Origin of the sequence: Cucumibacter marinus DSM 18995, from assembly GCF_000429865.1 — a bacterium.
In the GTDB taxonomy this organism is placed as follows: domain Bacteria; phylum Pseudomonadota; class Alphaproteobacteria; order Rhizobiales; family Devosiaceae; genus Cucumibacter; species Cucumibacter marinus.
In genome coordinates, this window is sequence record NZ_KE386978.1 from 422,173 (window position 1) to 437,622 (window position 15,450).

At 63.2% G+C, this 15,450-nt stretch carries 17 protein-coding genes; 10 read left to right on the top strand and 7 right to left on the bottom strand.

What is annotated here, in order from left to right; genetic code table 11:
• The first annotated feature begins 3 nt into the window (after nt 1-3).
• The 3 genes from G489_RS0115435 (at nt 4) to ahcY (ending at nt 2,494) form a co-directional block, all read left to right on the top strand.
• The gene (locus G489_RS0115435) at nt 4-333 is read left to right on the top strand and encodes an HPr family phosphocarrier protein (RefSeq protein WP_245578932.1); all 330 of its coding nucleotides are present in this window, start codon (nt 4-6) and stop codon (nt 331-333) included.
• Nucleotides 334-387: 54 nt separating this feature from the next.
• Nucleotides 388-924, top strand: coding sequence for a DUF2937 family protein (locus G489_RS0115440; protein ID WP_051332713.1), 537 nt, complete (start codon nt 388-390; stop codon nt 922-924).
• 172 nt (nt 925-1,096) lie between these two features.
• Nucleotides 1,097-2,494: an adenosylhomocysteinase gene (gene ahcY / locus G489_RS0115445; protein ID WP_029042273.1), complete on the top strand. Its 1,398-nt coding sequence runs from the start codon at nt 1,097-1,099 to the stop codon at nt 2,492-2,494.
• Between the two features lie 59 nt (nt 2,495-2,553).
• Here ahcY and G489_RS0115450 read toward each other — a convergent pair whose 3' ends face one another.
• Nucleotides 2,554-3,090, bottom strand: a complete 537-nt coding sequence (locus G489_RS0115450; RefSeq protein WP_051332714.1) for an endonuclease V — start codon at nt 3,088-3,090, stop codon at nt 2,554-2,556.
• 79 nt (nt 3,091-3,169) lie between these two features.
• Here G489_RS0115450 and G489_RS0115455 point away from each other — a divergent pair, with 79 nt between their 5' ends.
• Nucleotides 3,170-3,952, top strand: coding sequence for a hypothetical protein (locus G489_RS0115455; protein ID WP_029042275.1), 783 nt, complete (start codon nt 3,170-3,172; stop codon nt 3,950-3,952).
• Nucleotides 3,953-3,983: 31 nt separating this feature from the next.
• On the opposite strand, the gene lepA is transcribed toward G489_RS0115455, so the two are convergent.
• A complete protein-coding gene (gene lepA, locus G489_RS0115460; RefSeq protein WP_029042276.1) occupies nt 3,984-5,789 on the bottom strand; it encodes a translation elongation factor 4 in 1,806 nt (601 codons plus the stop codon).
• Nucleotides 5,790-5,948: 159 nt separating this feature from the next.
• Between lepA and G489_RS0115465 the strand changes: the two genes are divergently transcribed.
• The 3 genes from G489_RS0115465 to G489_RS0115475 all read left to right on the top strand — a co-directional run bounded on the left by G489_RS0115465 (nt 5,949) and on the right by G489_RS0115475 (nt 7,844).
• Nucleotides 5,949-6,431: a DUF1203 domain-containing protein gene (locus G489_RS0115465; RefSeq protein ID WP_029042277.1), complete on the top strand. Its 483-nt coding sequence runs from the start codon at nt 5,949-5,951 to the stop codon at nt 6,429-6,431.
• Nucleotides 6,432-6,713: 282 nt separating this feature from the next.
• The gene (locus G489_RS0115470; protein ID WP_162142446.1) at nt 6,714-7,370 is read left to right on the top strand and encodes an extensin-like domain-containing protein; all 657 of its coding nucleotides are present in this window, start codon (nt 6,714-6,716) and stop codon (nt 7,368-7,370) included.
• 75 nt (nt 7,371-7,445) lie between these two features.
• A complete protein-coding gene (locus tag G489_RS0115475) occupies nt 7,446-7,844 on the top strand; it encodes a c-type cytochrome (protein ID WP_029042279.1) in 399 nt (132 codons plus the stop codon).
• Here G489_RS0115475 and G489_RS0115480 read toward each other — a convergent pair.
• Both G489_RS0115480 and G489_RS0115485 read right to left on the bottom strand, forming a co-directional pair.
• Entirely contained in the window at nt 7,841-8,746 is a 906-nt protein-coding gene (locus G489_RS0115480; RefSeq protein ID WP_029042280.1) for a CHAD domain-containing protein, read from the bottom strand. The genes G489_RS0115475 and G489_RS0115480 overlap by 4 nt on opposite strands.
• Nucleotides 8,743-9,963: a cation:proton antiporter gene (locus G489_RS0115485; RefSeq protein ID WP_029042281.1), complete on the bottom strand. Its 1,221-nt coding sequence runs from the start codon at nt 9,961-9,963 to the stop codon at nt 8,743-8,745. The genes G489_RS0115480 and G489_RS0115485 overlap by 4 nt, the downstream gene beginning before the upstream one ends.
• Before the next feature lie 218 nt (nt 9,964-10,181).
• Between G489_RS0115485 and mbfA the strand changes: the two genes are divergently transcribed.
• The gene (gene mbfA / locus G489_RS0115490) at nt 10,182-11,165 is read left to right on the top strand and encodes an iron exporter MbfA (protein WP_029042282.1); all 984 of its coding nucleotides are present in this window, start codon (nt 10,182-10,184) and stop codon (nt 11,163-11,165) included.
• A gap of 106 nt (nt 11,166-11,271) precedes the next feature.
• Nucleotides 11,272-12,099 (top strand): alpha/beta fold hydrolase, encoded by an 828-nt coding sequence (locus G489_RS22025; RefSeq protein ID WP_051332715.1) that lies wholly within the window; start codon nt 11,272-11,274, stop codon nt 12,097-12,099.
• A 6-nt stretch (nt 12,100-12,105) separates the two neighbouring features.
• Here G489_RS22025 and G489_RS0115500 read toward each other — a convergent pair whose 3' ends face one another.
• Nucleotides 12,106-13,728 (bottom strand): GGDEF domain-containing protein, encoded by a 1,623-nt coding sequence (locus tag G489_RS0115500; protein ID WP_081691621.1) that lies wholly within the window; start codon nt 13,726-13,728, stop codon nt 12,106-12,108.
• Nucleotides 13,729-13,855: 127 nt separating this feature from the next.
• Between G489_RS0115500 and G489_RS0115510 the strand changes: the two genes are divergently transcribed.
• Nucleotides 13,856-14,275 carry a hypothetical protein gene (locus G489_RS0115510; protein ID WP_029042285.1) on the top strand — a complete coding sequence of 140 codons (420 nt, stop codon included), beginning with the start codon at nt 13,856-13,858 and terminating at the stop codon, nt 14,273-14,275.
• A 102-nt stretch (nt 14,276-14,377) separates the two neighbouring features.
• Here the strand turns inward: G489_RS0115510 and G489_RS0115515 are convergent, their stop codons facing one another.
• Nucleotides 14,378-14,695: a hypothetical protein gene (locus G489_RS0115515; protein WP_029042286.1), complete on the bottom strand. Its 318-nt coding sequence runs from the start codon at nt 14,693-14,695 to the stop codon at nt 14,378-14,380.
• A gap of 193 nt (nt 14,696-14,888) precedes the next feature.
• Nucleotides 14,889-15,450, bottom strand: a 562-nt coding sequence (locus tag G489_RS0115520) for a methyl-accepting chemotaxis protein (RefSeq protein WP_029042287.1), incomplete at its 5' end; no start/stop codon positions are given.

Genomic DNA, 15,450 nt, shown 5'->3' on the forward strand with positions numbered 1-15,450 from the left:
CCCTTGCCCGAGAACAATCCGCAAAAGGAACTGGCGCAGTCGCTGACCATCCGCAACCAGCGCGGTCTGCACGCCAGGGCCTCGGCGCGGTTCGTGCGTACCGCCGAATGCTTTGACGCCCAGATCACGGTGACCCGGGACGGGCAGACGGTGGGCGGCACCTCGATCATGGGGCTGATGATGCTGGCGGCGGGGCCGGGTTCGACCGTGCTCGTCAAATCGAGCGGACGGCAGGCCCGTGAGGCGCTTGAGGCCATCGTCAATCTGATCGAGAGCGGGTTCGGCGAAGACGTCGAGGGAGAGACCGAGCCGGGGCTCGGCGACCCGATCTAGACGGATTCCGGTTCTTCACGCATCATTGCGCCATGTTAGAATGGCGGGGCTGGCTTGACCGGCCCATTGGCCATTCCCATTTCGGACCGCATGATGATCCGCACCCTCGCCCTGTTTTTCGGTCTTTTGAGCGCCGGCAGCCTCTCCCAGCTTCCGGAGTTCGCCCAGCAATATGGCCAGCGGCTCGGCGGGGCCGTGGACGAACTGGCGACGATTGCCGCCGATTTCGATGCCAGCGCCGACCGGGCGGGGCTGAGCCGGGACGAGGCGCTCGAACAGTACTCGGCCGAGGGGAACGGCTTTCTCATCGACCGGGGCCGGGATATGGGCCGCACCCTGGCGCGCTATGAAAAGCTCTCCGCCCAGCAGCGGGCCTTCGAAACCGCCGACCCGATCGAGCGCAGCCTGACGCTGGTGACCAATGGCGATGTCGAATTGGCCAATGAGACGCTTTCTGCCTTCCGCCCCGCCGTGCCCGTGACTGCCGAAGGATTCCTGTTTGCCGGTGCGGGTTTCCTCGCCGGCTTCGTGGCGCTGTTCGCGCTTCTCAAGCTCATCGCGCTGCCCTTCCGTCGGCGTCGCCCCGTCTGAACCTGATGCCGCGCCGGAAATGGTGAAATCGGCAGGCTTGACCTTGAGACATAAACTTTTCTTTATATCCACATTGTAAGGACAGGGGCGCACGCGTATAAACCGCGCGTCCGAATTGCCCGCCGGCGGCGCAAAGGCCGGCCTTCATGCACGAGACGAAAGGCGAGACCCCATGACATCCACCGACTATGCCGTCCGCGATATTTCGCTGGCCGATTTCGGCCGCAAGGAAATCGAGATCGCCGAGGTGGAAATGCCCGGCCTGATGGCCATCCGCGAGGAATTCGCCAGCGAACAGCCGCTCAAGGGCGCGCGCATTGCGGGCTCGTTGCACATGACGGTGCAGACCGCGGTTCTGATCGAGACGCTCGTCGCGCTGGGCGCCGAAGTGCGCTGGGCCTCGTGCAATATCTTCTCGACCCAGGACCACGCCGCCGCCGCCATCGCGGCCGCCGGCATTCCGGTGTTCGCGCACAAGGGTGAAACCCTTGAGGAATACTGGGAGTTTGCCGACAAGATCCTTGATTGGGGTAATGGCGAAACCGCCAACATGATCCTCGATGATGGTGGCGATGCCACCATGCTGGTGCTCAATGGTGCCCGGGCGGAAGCCGATGCCGATGTGGTCACCAATCCGCAGAACGAGGAAGAAGAAGCCTTTTTCGCCACCATCAAGAAGCGGCTGGCGCGCGAGCCGGGGTTCTATTCGAAGGTGCGCGAGAACATTCGCGGCGTCTCGGAAGAAACCACGACGGGCGTCGTCAGGCTCTACCAGCTGCAGGAAAAGGGCGGGTTGCCCTTCCCGGCGATGAATGTGAACGACTCGGTGACCAAGTCGAAATTCGACAATAAATACGGCACCCGCGAGAGCCTTGTGGACGCCATCCGGCGCGGCACCGATGTGATGCTGGCCGGCAAGGTGGCGATCGTGTGCGGTTATGGCGATGTCGGCAAGGGCTCGGCCCAGTCGCTGCGTGGCGCCGGCGCCCGTGTGCTGGTGACCGAGGCCGATCCGATCTGCGCCTTGCAGGCGGCGATGGACGGCTATGAGGTCGTTACTCTCGAAGACGATATCGAGCGCGCCGATGTGGTGATCACCGCGACCGGCAACAAGGACATCCTGACCGTCGATCATATGCGCCGGCTCAAGGACATGGCGATCGTCGCCAATATCGGCCATTTCGACAATGAGATTCAGGTCGCGGGCCTGCGGAATTTCAAGTGGACCAACATCAAGCCGCAGGTCGACATGATCTCGTTCCCGGATGACAAGCGGATCATCCTTCTGTCCGAAGGCCGGCTGGTCAATCTCGGCAATGCCACCGGGCATCCCAGCTTTGTCATGAGCGCTTCGTTCTCGAACCAGACGCTGGCCCAGATCGAACTGTGGCGGTATGCGGATAAGTACGAGAACAAGGTCTATGTGCTGCCCAAGACGCTCGACGAGAAGGTGGCGCGGCTGCATCTCGAAAAGCTCGGTGCCAAGCTGACAAAGCTCAGCGACGAACAGGCAGCCTATATCGGGGTGAGCCCGCAGGGCCCGTTCAAGCCCGACCACTACCGCTACTAAGCGGCAACAGCATCATCGGATTGAGGGCCGGCCATCGCGCCGGCCTTATTCGTCCGGGTTCAGGCCTCGCGGCAGGCGCGGTCGGCAAGGCGCAGCAAGGTCGGCAGGCGGTAGGGGCCGTGCATGTCGGCAATGTGCTGGCGGGCTTCAGCCTCATCCATGCCGATGGCCGTGACATATAGCGGGTGCCCGCTCCTGCCCCGCAGCACTTCGGTTTCTGGCGGGGTGTCGCGGAAGCGGTTCTTGGCGACACCGATTACCGGGACAGCTCCGCCGAGCGCATGATGAAGGTGGGCGCCCAGACCATCGCGGCGGTCGGCGCCCAGGGTGACGTATCCGTCAATCACGACTGCGTCCGGCAGGCTCTCAAGCTGCTCGATCACTGCCATCAGGCAAGGCAGTTCGCGCTCGAAGAGATAGCCGGGTCGATAGGGCGCGACTTCGGCACAGCGGGCCGTCAGCACCTTCTGGGGACCGTGATCTGTCCAATCGGCAAACAGCACGCCCGCGGCGACCGCTCCGCCTTCTTCGCGATAGTCGACGTCAAGGGCGAGCTTGATGGAACGCTGCGTTTGTCCGGATTGGCTTTTCTTCATCGCCGCAACAGGTTACCAGAGTTTCGGGCATGAAGAACGCGCGGGGACCTGAAGAATTGTCTTCAGCCGAGAGGATGCCGTGATCTTCAGCCGTTTTTTCAAGACACCCTTTGCCCGCGCACTCGAAGACTATGGGCGCGAGCGCTGCTCGCTGACCGGCGAAGATCTCTGGATCGGGCTTGGTCCGAACCCCGAATACCGCCGTGAACCGGTGCGCGCTTTCCCGCACCCGGCCAAATCGCTCCTGTTCGTGGCGGCGCCCGACGCCGACCAGGCCAGCCTGATCGATGCGCTGACCAAAAGCCGGGAGGCGGGCGAGGTGACCACCATGATGATCGGCACCTCGCACGACTACGCCAATGGCCGCCCGAAAAGCCTCGACATGTCGGCGACGGTTTCACGCCTTGCCAAAGGGCATTTCCCGGCCCTTGAGAACCTGTCGCTGGGCGATATGGAGCAACTCTTCAATGGCCATCGCGGCTTTGGTCGGATCGGGGATATTACGGGTATCTTCAACGCCGCGCCGAACCTCAAGGACCTCAGCCTTCACGGGCAGTTCTCCATGAGCCGGTCTGTCCGGCACGACACCCTCGCGGACCTTTCGGCCTGGCTTGACGAGATAGGGGTGAGCGGGGGGCCGGTCAGCCAGGAGACGATCACCCACCTGCTCTCTTCGAGCTTCCCCAAGCTGAAGGAAGCCGATCTCGATCTCGAGGAAGGGGATCGCGAGATCGACTACGTCATTCCGGACGCGTTCTTCGAAGGCGGCATGCCGGCGCTGACCGGGTTCGGCATGAACTGCCTGGCCCCCGGCAGCGCGCAGCGGCTGGCAGAATGGAAGGCGGGGCGAAAGATCAAGTGAGGGCGGCGGCGACTATGCGCGGCGCTCCCGGTCAGCCATCCATCTTGAGGGCCTTGATGAAGGCCTCTTGCGGGATCTCGACCTTGCCGAACTGGCGCATCTTCTTCTTGCCCTTCTTCTGGGCCTCGAGAAGCTTGCGCTTGCGGGTGGCGTCGCCGCCATAGCATTTCGCGGTCACATCCTTGCGCAGGGCGCGGATGGTTTCACGGGCGATGACCTTGCCGCCGATCGCCGCCTGGATCGGGATCTGGAACAGGTGCTGGGGAATCAGTTCCTTGAGCTTTTCGCACATGGCGCGGCCCCGGTACTCGGCCTGGGAGCGGTGCACCAGGATCGAGAGTGCATCGACCGGCTCACCATTCACGAGGATCGACATGCGCACGAGATCCCCCTCGCGATAATCGGAGATCTGATAGTCGAAGCTGGCATAGCCCTTGGAAACCGACTTCAGCCGGTCATAAAAGTCGAACACCACTTCGTTGAGCGGCAAATCGTACTGCACCAGCGCGCGGGAGCCAACATAGGAGAGATCGGTCTGGATGCCGCGGCGCTCCTGGCACAGCTTGAGGATGGCGCCGAGATAGTCATCGGGGGTGAGGATCGTCGCCTTGATCCAGGGTTCATTGATGTGATCGACCTTGACCGGGTCGGGCATGTCGGCGGGATTGTGAAGTTCGAGCATGGTGCCATCGGTCATGCCGATCTCGTAGACCACCGAAGGAGCGGTAGCGACGAGGTCGAGATCGAACTCGCGGCTGAGCCGTTCCTGGATAATCTCGAGATGCAAGAGCCCCAGGAACCCGCAGCGGAAGCCGAAACCGAGTGCGGCGGATGTTTCCATTTCGTAGGAGAAGCTGGCATCGTTGAGCCGCAGCCGCCCCATGGCGGCGCGCAGGTCCTCGAAGTCGTTGGCATCGACCGGGAACAGCCCGCAGAACACAACCGGCTGGGCCGGGCGGAAGCCGGGCAGCGCCTGCGCGCAGGGTTTCTTGTCGTCGGTGATGGTGTCCCCGACATTGGTGTCGGCGACTTCCTTGATCGAGGCGGTGATGAAGCCGATCTCACCCGGGCCGAGCTCGCCCAGATCGACCAGCTTGGGTGTGAACACGCCCACGCGGTCGAGCTCATAGGTGGCCTTGGTGGCCATCATGCGGACCTTCTGGCCCTTTCTGATCTTGCCGTCGATCACGCGCACCAGCACGACCACGCCGAGATAGGCGTCGTACCAGCTATCGACCAGCATGGCCTTGAGCGGTGCGTCGGGGTCGCCCTCAGGCGGCGGCAGGCGGGTGACGATGGCTTCGAGCACCTTTTCGATGCCGAGCCCGGTCTTGGCCGAGATCTCGACGGCATCGGACGCGTCGAGCCCGATCACGTCCTCGATCTGCTGCTTGACCCGATCGACGTCGGCGGCGGGCAGATCGATCTTGTTCAGGACCGGGACGATTTCGTGATCGACCTCGATGGCCTGATAGACATTGGCAAGGGTCTGGGCTTCGACGCCCTGGGACGCATCGACAACCAGGAGCGATCCTTCGCAGGCGGCGAGCGAACGGTTGACCTCATAGGCGAAGTCGACATGGCCCGGCGTGTCGATGAGGTTGAGCACGTAGTGCTCGCCATCGGCGGCGTTGTATTCGAGCCGTACGGTCTGGGCCTTGATGGTTATGCCGCGCTCGCGCTCGATATCCATTGAATCGAGCACCTGCTCCTTCATCTCGCGCGTGTCGAGCGCACCGGTGTTCTGGATCAGCCGGTCGGCAAGGGTCGACTTGCCGTGATCGATATGGGCGACGATGGAAAAGTTGCGGATATTCTTGAGCGGCGTCACGGGCATGGGTCCTTCATTGGCGCCGGTGATTAGCAGGTTTGGGCGCCGCTTCAAAGATGGTGAATGAAGCCTTGCGGACAAACATACGCCCTCAAGTCAAATCCGGGTCGTCCCGGCACGGCTACCGGACATAAAACCAGGGCGAAACTCAAGGAGGATCGCCCGATGTCACTTTCATATTCAGGCATGCCGACCCAACGCGCCCAGACCTTGTGGGCCGGCGGAACCGACGACAATGACCAACCCCCCGAACGGGTGACTGCCCCCGAGCGCATGCCGTGCCGGCATTGCCTTGGCTATGTGGAACCAGGCGAAGACGCGTTGATCCTTGGCTACCGCCCCTTCGAAAGCCTGCAGCCCTATGCCGAAACCGGCCCGATCTTCCTGCATGCCGAGCTCTGTGTCGCGTACGACCGGGAGGCCGGGCTGCCGCCCCGCACGCTCCATGCCGATCTGGTGCTGCTCAAGGGCTATTCCCGGCGTGACCGGATCGTCTACGGGCTCGGCGCCCTGGTACCGCCCAGCGAAATCGAGACCCGGGCGACGGTGATGCTTGCGGATCCGCGGGTTGCCTATGTGCATATGCGTTCGGCAACGAACAATTGCTTCACCTTGCGGATCGACATGAAAGATGCGCAGAAGACCTAGGGGTCTCAATCTGGCCCAGATGCCGGGCACACTGGCGGCATGATTGCATTGCGCCGCCTCCGCCGCACCAATCCGATGGTTGGTTTGATCGCCGTCACGATGGCCGGCCTGATCGCGACTGCGGCGCTGGCCCAAGAGGACGCCGCAGCCCCAACACCGCCGCTGCCGCGGGAGCGCCCTCAATCGGTTGAGGCGTCCTCCGCCCCACCCCTGCCCCGGGCACGGCCGGAGCAAGAAGCTGACGAAGAGACCGATGGCCCCGGTAATGAAACCGAGGAGGACATGGCAAGCCCGGCCGTTCCACCGCCGCCACCTGAAGACCAGAAACCCGCCCCGCATCGCCAGGCTTGCCCGGCGATGCTCAGCGGCCTGATCGACGCGCAGGCGGGCATGCCGATCACCGAGGGCGCGTGCGCGATAACCACCCCGCTGACGCTCACGGGCGTGCGGACGGTTGGAGGCGATGTTCGATTGTCCGGCGGCCCGGTGCTCGGTTGCGCCATGGCCACCGAGACCGCCCAATGGCTCAAAGAGCTCGACCGCTATGCCCGGGCCGCTCTCGGCAGCCGGATTGCCGAAATGGCGACCGGACCAGGCTATGTCTGCCGCCGCCGCAACAATGCGGACGCCGGCAAGGTATCGGAGCATGGTTTCGGCAATGCGCTCGATATCTCTGGCTTCGTGTTCGAAGATGGCACCCGCATCTCGGTTCTGACCGACTGGGTGGAGCCGACCCCCGCCTCAGACGGGGAAGATGAGGCTCGTGCCGTGCCCCCAGAGCCCGGGCCCAAACAGGCCTTTCTGCGCCACGCCAAACGGTTGGCCTGCGCCCGGTTTGCCACCGTTCTCAGCCCGACCGCCAATGCGCTGCACAAGGATCACCTGCATTTCGATCTCGGCTGTCATGGCCGGACCTGCACGGCGCAGATCTGCGAATAAGAGCAAACAGGCCCATCGCCTTGACCTTCCAGTTGGTGGAAGAGCTAGACCCTTCAATCAAAGAAGGGAGACCGCATGCGCCAGGGCCTCATATTGCTGTTCGTCGTTGTCGCCTTGCTGGGTGCAATCGTGTGGACCGGAACTCAAAAAGCGGGGCCGGATCCGCTGACGGGGCTCAACACGCCGGCAATGACGGCGACCGCGCAAACGGGCGAAGCCCTGTTCGGACAATATTGCCGGTCCTGCCATGGCGACCAGGCCGCGGGTACCGATCAGGGGCCGCCGCTGGTCCACAAGATCTACGAGCCGTCTCACCACCCCGACGCGGCCTTCTATCTGGCGGCTCAGAACGGGGTACGGGCGCATCACTGGCGCTATGGTGACATGCCACCCGTCGAGGGGATTACCGAGGTCGAGATTGCCCCGATCATCGACTATGTGAGGGCGATCCAGCGGGCCAATGGCATAGACTAGGTGCCGCGAGACTTGAAGGCGGCGCGAATGGCGGCGCCAAGCCCCGGCTTTTCGATGACAAGCACAGCCTTGCCGCGATCGCGGGCCAGCGTTTCCAATTCGGCGCGGCGTTCAACCAGCACCGGCAAGAGCCGATCGCGTTCGCCGACCGGCAGGCGGACTGACGCGGTGTCACGCAACCAGCTTTCGAGATCGGCAAGATCGTTGTGCTCACCCAAGAGGTCGGCCAGCGCCTTGAGTGCCGCGCGATAGGGCTTGCCATAGGGCAGTGCGTCGCGCAGCAGCTGGGTGTGCATCCAGTGATATTTCACCGATTTGCGCCATTCATGCAGGGTGCCGGCTGACGGTCTTTTGCCCAATGCCCGGAACTGATCACTTGCGACCTTGCGTGACGCGCGAACGCCCTGCCGCAGCAGCTTCACCGGGCCGGACTTGTCCGGCAGCGAGAAAGCGACGAAATCGGCGCGGAGGCGTGCCGTTCTCTCCAATGCGGCCGCGATGTCCGGGCTGCTCGAAAGGCTGCGTTCGTGCTCGGCATCGAATGCCTCTTCGAGCATGGCCAATGTTACCGGCAAATCGAGCACGAGATCCGCGGGCAGGGCCCGAAAGGTGTTGAGGCGCGCGCCAGCGGCCCGTTCGGACGCGATGGCGCGGGCGAGATCGCGCAAGGCCCGGTTCCCCTGCTTGTAGAACCCGAGATCCCCCTGCCGGATCAGCCGCAGCACTCCCCTCAGTTTCTTGATGCGCTTGCGGGCCGTGTGCACGGCAGCGGCCCGGCCCGGCCCGGTCTCGGCGAGATCGGAGGCTATGCCATCGAGTTTTTCGAATGCGATGCGCCGGATCTCTTCGCCGAGCGGGGTCGAAGGATCGAGGATGTAGCGCATGGCGGGACTGTCGGTCACGGTTTGCCTCCGTTCACGGCAGGATAGAATCGTGCGATCAGGGGCGCGGTTACGCCGTGCAGGAGGATCGACAGGCCAATAGCCCAGACCGCGATCGCCTTGATGTCTTCAAGAGGGGCGTAACCGGCCTTGTCCGCGATCACCAGCAAATAGAGGATCGATGCGATGCCACGCGGGCCGAACCAGCCCAGCACCAGCCGATGGACCGGACTGACTGGCGTGCCTTCGAGCACCAGATAGACCGGCAGCATGCGCATGACGGTAAGTGCAAGCGCCGCGAACAGAATGGCCGGCCAGAACAGGTCGCTGCCCGCCGCGGCTGGCAGGAAGGCGGCACCAAACAGGACGAAAGTCAGGCTTGTGAGAATCGTGCCTTCGGTCTGGGCGAAGTTGGAGGCGGCCTGCACCATGGGGCGCGGCAGGACAATGCCGAAACCGAGGCCTGCTGTGAAGGCAGCGAGAAAGCCGTTTCCCCCGATCAGTTCCGCCCCGACATAGGCGAGCCCGGCCAGGATGACCATCAGCGGTGTGCGGCTATTGGGGCGCGCGATCTTCCAGGCAAAGGCGTGACGCGCCATGAAGGCGCCGCCTGCGCCGATCACGACACCGGCCAACGGCCCCAGAATGATGTGGCCGGCAAACAGGCCGACATGGTCGAGCCAGTGTTGCCCCGCGCCTTCAAGCGTCGACAGATCGAGCGCGATCAGCAGGAGCGGCAGACACAACCCGTCATTGAGGCCGCTTTCGGCGTCGAGCGCCTCGCGTTCGGGCTCGGGCATTGTGCGGTTGGCAAAGACCGGCTGGGCGAGGGCCGCGTCGGTGGGCGTGAGGACGATGGCGAGGATCACGGCGTCGAGAAAGGAGAGACTGGGAAACAGCGCGAAGCCAAAGGCTGTGCCCAGGGCGATGGTCAGCGGAATGCCGGCCAGCAGGAGCCGTAGGGTCAGATTCACCGTTTCGCGCTGGTCGACCTTGCGCCTGAGGCGGATATTGGCCGCGTCGCGGAACAAGATGATCACAAGAGTGGCGGTGGCCAGAACGAACACCGCATCGCCGGCAACGGGATCGACAAGACCGAAGCCGAGCGGTCCGATCAACAGGCCGAAGCCGGTAAAAATCATCGGCCCCGACAGCGGTGACCTGTCGATCCAGTCCGCAGCCAGCGCATAAACCAGCAGCGCGACAAGGGTCAGGGCGATGATGGGTTCACTGAACATGGTCGGAGCGGCCCGGCTCGATACGCAAGCTGCCAATTCGGCAGACAGCGACTTTGGCGGCAAGTCGGAGCTGGCGCAACCCGGACAAAAGGCTGACCGGCACGAAGCCTGCGTCAAGCCGCGTCTTGATTGTCGCTCTTGTCCACCGCACAGTGGTGGCAGGGCAAACACAAGGCGCGTCAACGGCTTGAACGCGGCGCGCCGAAACGAGGGTTGCGATGCTGACGCATTTGCTGGGCCGGAACAAACGGCGGTTCGACAGTCTCGACGAACGCGAGATCCTGGCGCTCGCCATTTCCTCGGAAGAGGATGATGCGCGCATCTACCAGTCCTATGCCGACATGCTGCGTGAAGAGTTTCCCGCCTCCGCCAAGGTGTTTGACGGCATGGCGGAGGAAGAGCACACGCACCGGCAGTGGCTGATCGATCTGTTCGTGAAAAAATTCGGCGACCGTATTCCGCTGGTCCGGCGCGAGCACATTCGCGGCTTCATCGAACGCAAACCGGTCTGGCTGATGCGCAATCTCGGGATCGAGACCATCCGCCAGCAGGTCTGGGAGATGGAAGAGGCAGCCGGAAATTTTTATGCGGAAGCCGCCAAGCGCACCAAGGACGCGGCGATCCGCAAGCTCCTGGGTGATCTCGCCGCTGCGGAGCAACACCACAAGGAAACCGCGGATCAGCTCGAAAAAACCCATCTCGACGAAACCGCGATCGATGAGGAAAAGAGCCAGGAACACAGGCGCTTCGTTCTGACCTATGTGCAACCGGGTCTTGCCGGGCTGATGGACGGGTCGGTCTCCACCCTGGCCCCGATCTTTGCCGCCGCCTTCGCCACCCACAACACCTGGGCCACCTTTCTGGTGGGCCTGGCCGCATCGGTCGGTGCCGGGATTTCCATGGGCTTCACAGAAGCCGCTTCGGACGATGGCAAGCTCACCGGCCGCGGCTCGCCGGTCAAGCGCGGCTTCGCCGCAGGCATCATGACCGCCCTTGGCGGGTTGGGCCACGCCCTGCCCTATCTCATTCCCGAATTCTGGACAGCCACGATCATCGCCATGGTGGTTGTGCTGGTCGAACTGTGGGCCATCGCCTTCATCCAGAACAGGTATATGGACACCCCGTTCTGGCGCGCAGTGCTGATGGTGGTGTTCGGCGGCTCACTGGTCTTCGCGGCCGGCATATTGATCGGCAACGCCTAGGACAAGTCCTCTTGTAACCGGGCCTTGGGGCACTAGGTTACACGCAGCCGGTTTGGGGCGGGGACGAATCGCGGGTTCGCCTCTCCAGCGAGATCAGGGACGCAACATGTCAGAACCATTTATCCCGCCCGACCTTCCTCCCGCCCGGCGGATCAGCCGTGAGGGGATCGACCTTTGCTACTACATGTTCGGGCCCGAGAACGGGCATCCGCTCGTCATCTGCCACGGGCTGGCGGCGGCCGGGATCCAGTTTGCCGAGGATGGCCGGTTTTTCGGCGAGGCCGGCTACAGGGTGCTGGTGCCCGATGTGCGCGGGCACGGCCAGTCGGGCCGGCCACAAAAGCCGACGCCGGAGAATTTCGGCATGAATGTGCTGGCCGAAGACATCATGGCAATGATGGATGCCGAAGGCATGGGGCAGGCCGACTGGATCGGCAATTCCATGGGCGGCGTGATCGCGCTCGAAGTGATCCGGCAAAACCCCGAACACATCCGGCGGCTCCTCACGTTCGGAACGACCTACAGCCTTTCGGCGCCAGCCTATCTGGTGCCGTTCCTGCCGTTCCTCTACCGGCTGATCGGCCCCAAGCCCATCGCCTTTATCGGCGGGTGGGCGACCTCGAAACACAAGCCGGTGCGCCGCCTGATCCGGCATGTGCTGGGGCAGTTCGATCGCGAGATCCTGCACCCGCTGCTGATCAATCTGCGCGAATATGACTATCGCCAGACAGCGGTCGAGTTCGACCGTCCAATCCTGATGCTGCGCGGCAGTCTCGACCGGGATATCAACGCCACCCTGGGCCCGACGCTCGAGACGATGAAGGCCAAGCCGGATTTCACGCTCATCGAGATGCCTGGCGCCGGACATTGCGCCAATCTCGATCAGCCAGACGCATTCCGCAGCGCGGCGCGTCGGTTCCTCGAAACAGAATAGAGCCGATCATCCCAATGCGTTTTCGGCGCCGATGGCATGATCAGCGGCGACCAGCCTGTTCCGGCCTGCCGCCTTGGCGGCGTAAAGCCGTTCGTCGGCAAGCGCCATGACCTCGGCGCTCAACTCGGTACCCTCGGAATGGGCGAGGCCAATGCTGGCGGTGATCTCGATCCGGGGCGCGATCAGGCTCCAGTCCTCATCGCGCAGCCGGTGGAGAAGGTCCGCACAATGGCGCACCGCATGATCCAGCTCGGTGGCCGGAAACAGAAGCGCGAATTCCTCGCCACCGAGCCGAGCCAATAGCGCCCCGGGCGGCAGGCCCCGACCCAGAATGGCAGCGACGCGCTTGAGAACCGCATCACCGACAGCGTGGCTGTTCCAATCATTCACCGCCTTGAAGTGATCAAGATCGAGAATGGCGAGGGTGAAGTCCTGCCCGTCCAGATCGCGGAATGCCGAATCAAAGGCGCGGCGATTGGCAATCCCGGTCAGCGGGTCGAGCAGGGCCTGATCCGCGAGCTCGGAAGCGCGGGCGCGCCATTGGTCGGCCTCCCAGCGTATGGCCGCCAGCTTGGCCCGGCGCTGGGCGACTTCGCCCGATTGCGCCACATAGCAATCGTGAAAGCGTCGGTGGAGAGCCAAAGCCTCGCGGTGGTTGCCTGCCGCCTCCTCGACCGCGCAAAGCTGAAACAGGACATTGAGCTGATGATCGATCAGCTTGTTCTGTTCGGCCATGGCGAGGGCCTTGTGGCAGGCCCGGCGGGCCTCTGCCAGCCTGCCCGCGGCCCTGTGCGCCGCAGCAAGGGTGTAAAGATAGTGAATGGTGAGGCTGACCCCCGGATCACCAGGCAGATCGGCATGGCGCGCAAGGCAGGCACTTGCCAGTTCCGCATCGCCAAGGCGCAGGGCGAATTCGGCCCCGTTGGCCAGCGCGGCACGCTGGCACCACAGATCGCCACAGGCCTCTGCCTTTTCAAGCGCGCTTACAGTCGTTTCCGCGGCCAGATCGTTCCATTGCGCGGCAAGCCCGGCCTCGCCGAGACTCTCGTGAAAGTCTGCCATCTTGGCCTGGCAAAATCCCTTGGAGACCAGGCAGAACGCCTCTTCGACCTCGTCGCCTGCCGCCCGGGCCAAATCAATGGCGCGCTCAAGCAATGGCTGGGCCAGATCGGGGTGGCGGCAGATGGCCAACGCGCAGGCGTTGGCGTTCAGCGCAAAAGCCTGGAGGGCGCTGTCGGTGCTGGATTCAGCCAGCTCGACCGCCGCTTCCGCGGTTTCGAACGCCTCATCGGACAGCCCCAGATCCAACAACAAAAAGGCTGTAATCGAGAGGCAACGGGCTTCGCCTGCCGGGTCGGGCGCGCGGGAGTAGAGCTTTTGCCCAGCTAGCGCGCAATCGAGGCCTTCGGCAGCGAGACCCAGGCGCATGCAGCACCAGGCCAGCTCGCCGAGACATGGTGCGAGCATTGCGGGGTCGCCGCCATCACGAATGTCGACAAAAAGGCGCTTGAGGGCGCCGAGCGCAGGCATGCATTCGCCGCGCCGGACCATGTTCCGGCAAGCTGCAAGCTCCCTGTTGAATGCCGTGTTGTTCGTCACCCTGAACCGCGCGCAGATCGTGTGACTCATCACGCTATCAGTGAAATCTCGACAGAGTGATAATGCCTCGACAAAGCTTTGGAGGCGCAAGGTTCCGCTTGGCTAGCGGGATCGCACGAACTAATGATTTGAGAGGAATTTCAGAAGGTTCGGTTTTATGAAGTCAGTTCGCGCGCTGCTCGCAGCATTCGGGTTTTTGGCGGCTTGCATGACGGGAGCAGCTGTTGGCGAAGACGCGGTGCCGGCGCCGGCTGCACCGTTTGCCGGAACCTGGATGATCGCCTTCCCCGATGCAGAAGGGGTGATCGTCAATGTGCCCGATGCCGACTGCGAAACGCCCGCCGTCATCGACGCCGTTGGCGAGTTCCGGATTCACGTGGCGACACCGGGCGGCGATATGGGAGAATGGGACGTGATGGCGTTTGGCGGACGCAACCCATGGTGGGCCGACAATGGCCAATCGCTGGTTGCCGAATGGATATCCGAAGACGCCTTCCTGCTGGCGGACAAGGATGCCAGCGGGATCATGTCGGACTGGGCCAATGCCAAGCAATGGACGCGGTGCCCCGCCGACTAACGGGTTGGCCACCCTCACAGTTCGGTCAGCGGTCCAATCGCCTGATCGCGGGAAGGACCGGGCACGGTATGCCCGGCCTCCTTGGCATGGCAGACGCGGTGGTCAATTCGCGTTCTTGTTATAGGCGCCGATGCCGCCATGCATCGTTTCAAGCTCATTGGCCTGCCCATTGACCCCGTCGTCATTGGGGTTGGAGCCCGACTGGCCAGGGTTATTGCCGATCCCATGGATATTGCCGCCATTGGCGTTGGCGCCATTGGGGTTGGCATTGGTGCCGTCGCCGCGGCCGACCTTGTCGTGAATATTGGGATGAATGGTATCCGCCGGCTGCCCCTTGTTCTGAGGTGCCGCCATGGCGGCGCCGGCAAACTGGCCGCAGGTCAGCATCAAGGCGGCGATAAGTGTTGCGGTTTTGGTCATTGGCCTCTCACGCCTCTTGGTTGGAGTGCATCGAGAAGTAAAGCCAAGCCCGACTGGACCTGCCACGCCGATCTCAAGGCATGTTCAACGCCCGATTGCCAATGCCTTGCACATTTCTGTTAAATACAAACGGCCCCCAGCCGGGGCCGTCTGAATCGTCTTCGGAAGCGGGCGCCTGGGCCTGAAATTCGACCTAGAATTCGGCCCATTCTTCGTCCACGGCTGCATTGCCCCGCGTCAGATAAGTCTTGGCCGCCTTGGTGACCTTGTCCTGCAAGGCTCGGATGCCGCGTTTGGGTTCCACCGGACGGTGTGACGGCTTGTCGGCAGATCCGCTGTCACCCGAAGCCCTGATTCTGAACACTTCGACAATACGATCGAGCTCTGTTGCTTGTGCTTCCGTCTGCTCGATGGCGGCGTTGGTCTCCTCGACAAGCGCAGCATTGTGCTGGGTCATCTCGTCCATCTGCCTGACGGCCTGGTTGACCTCTTCGATCGAGGCCGCCTGCTCCTGGCTCTTGCGTGCGATCGAGATCATCCGCTCCGTGTTCGACCGCGCTGCCTCCAGCATCGAGGACAGGCTCTCCGCAGCCTTGGCCACGAGCTTGGTCCCGCCATCGACTTCAGTGACGCTCTGCTCAATGAGGCTCTTCACCTCGGAAGAAGCCTCTGCAGCGCTCTGGGCCAGCCGTCTCACTTCAACCGCGACCACCGCAAACCCCTTGCCCGCTTCACCCGCTCTTGCCGCTTCGACC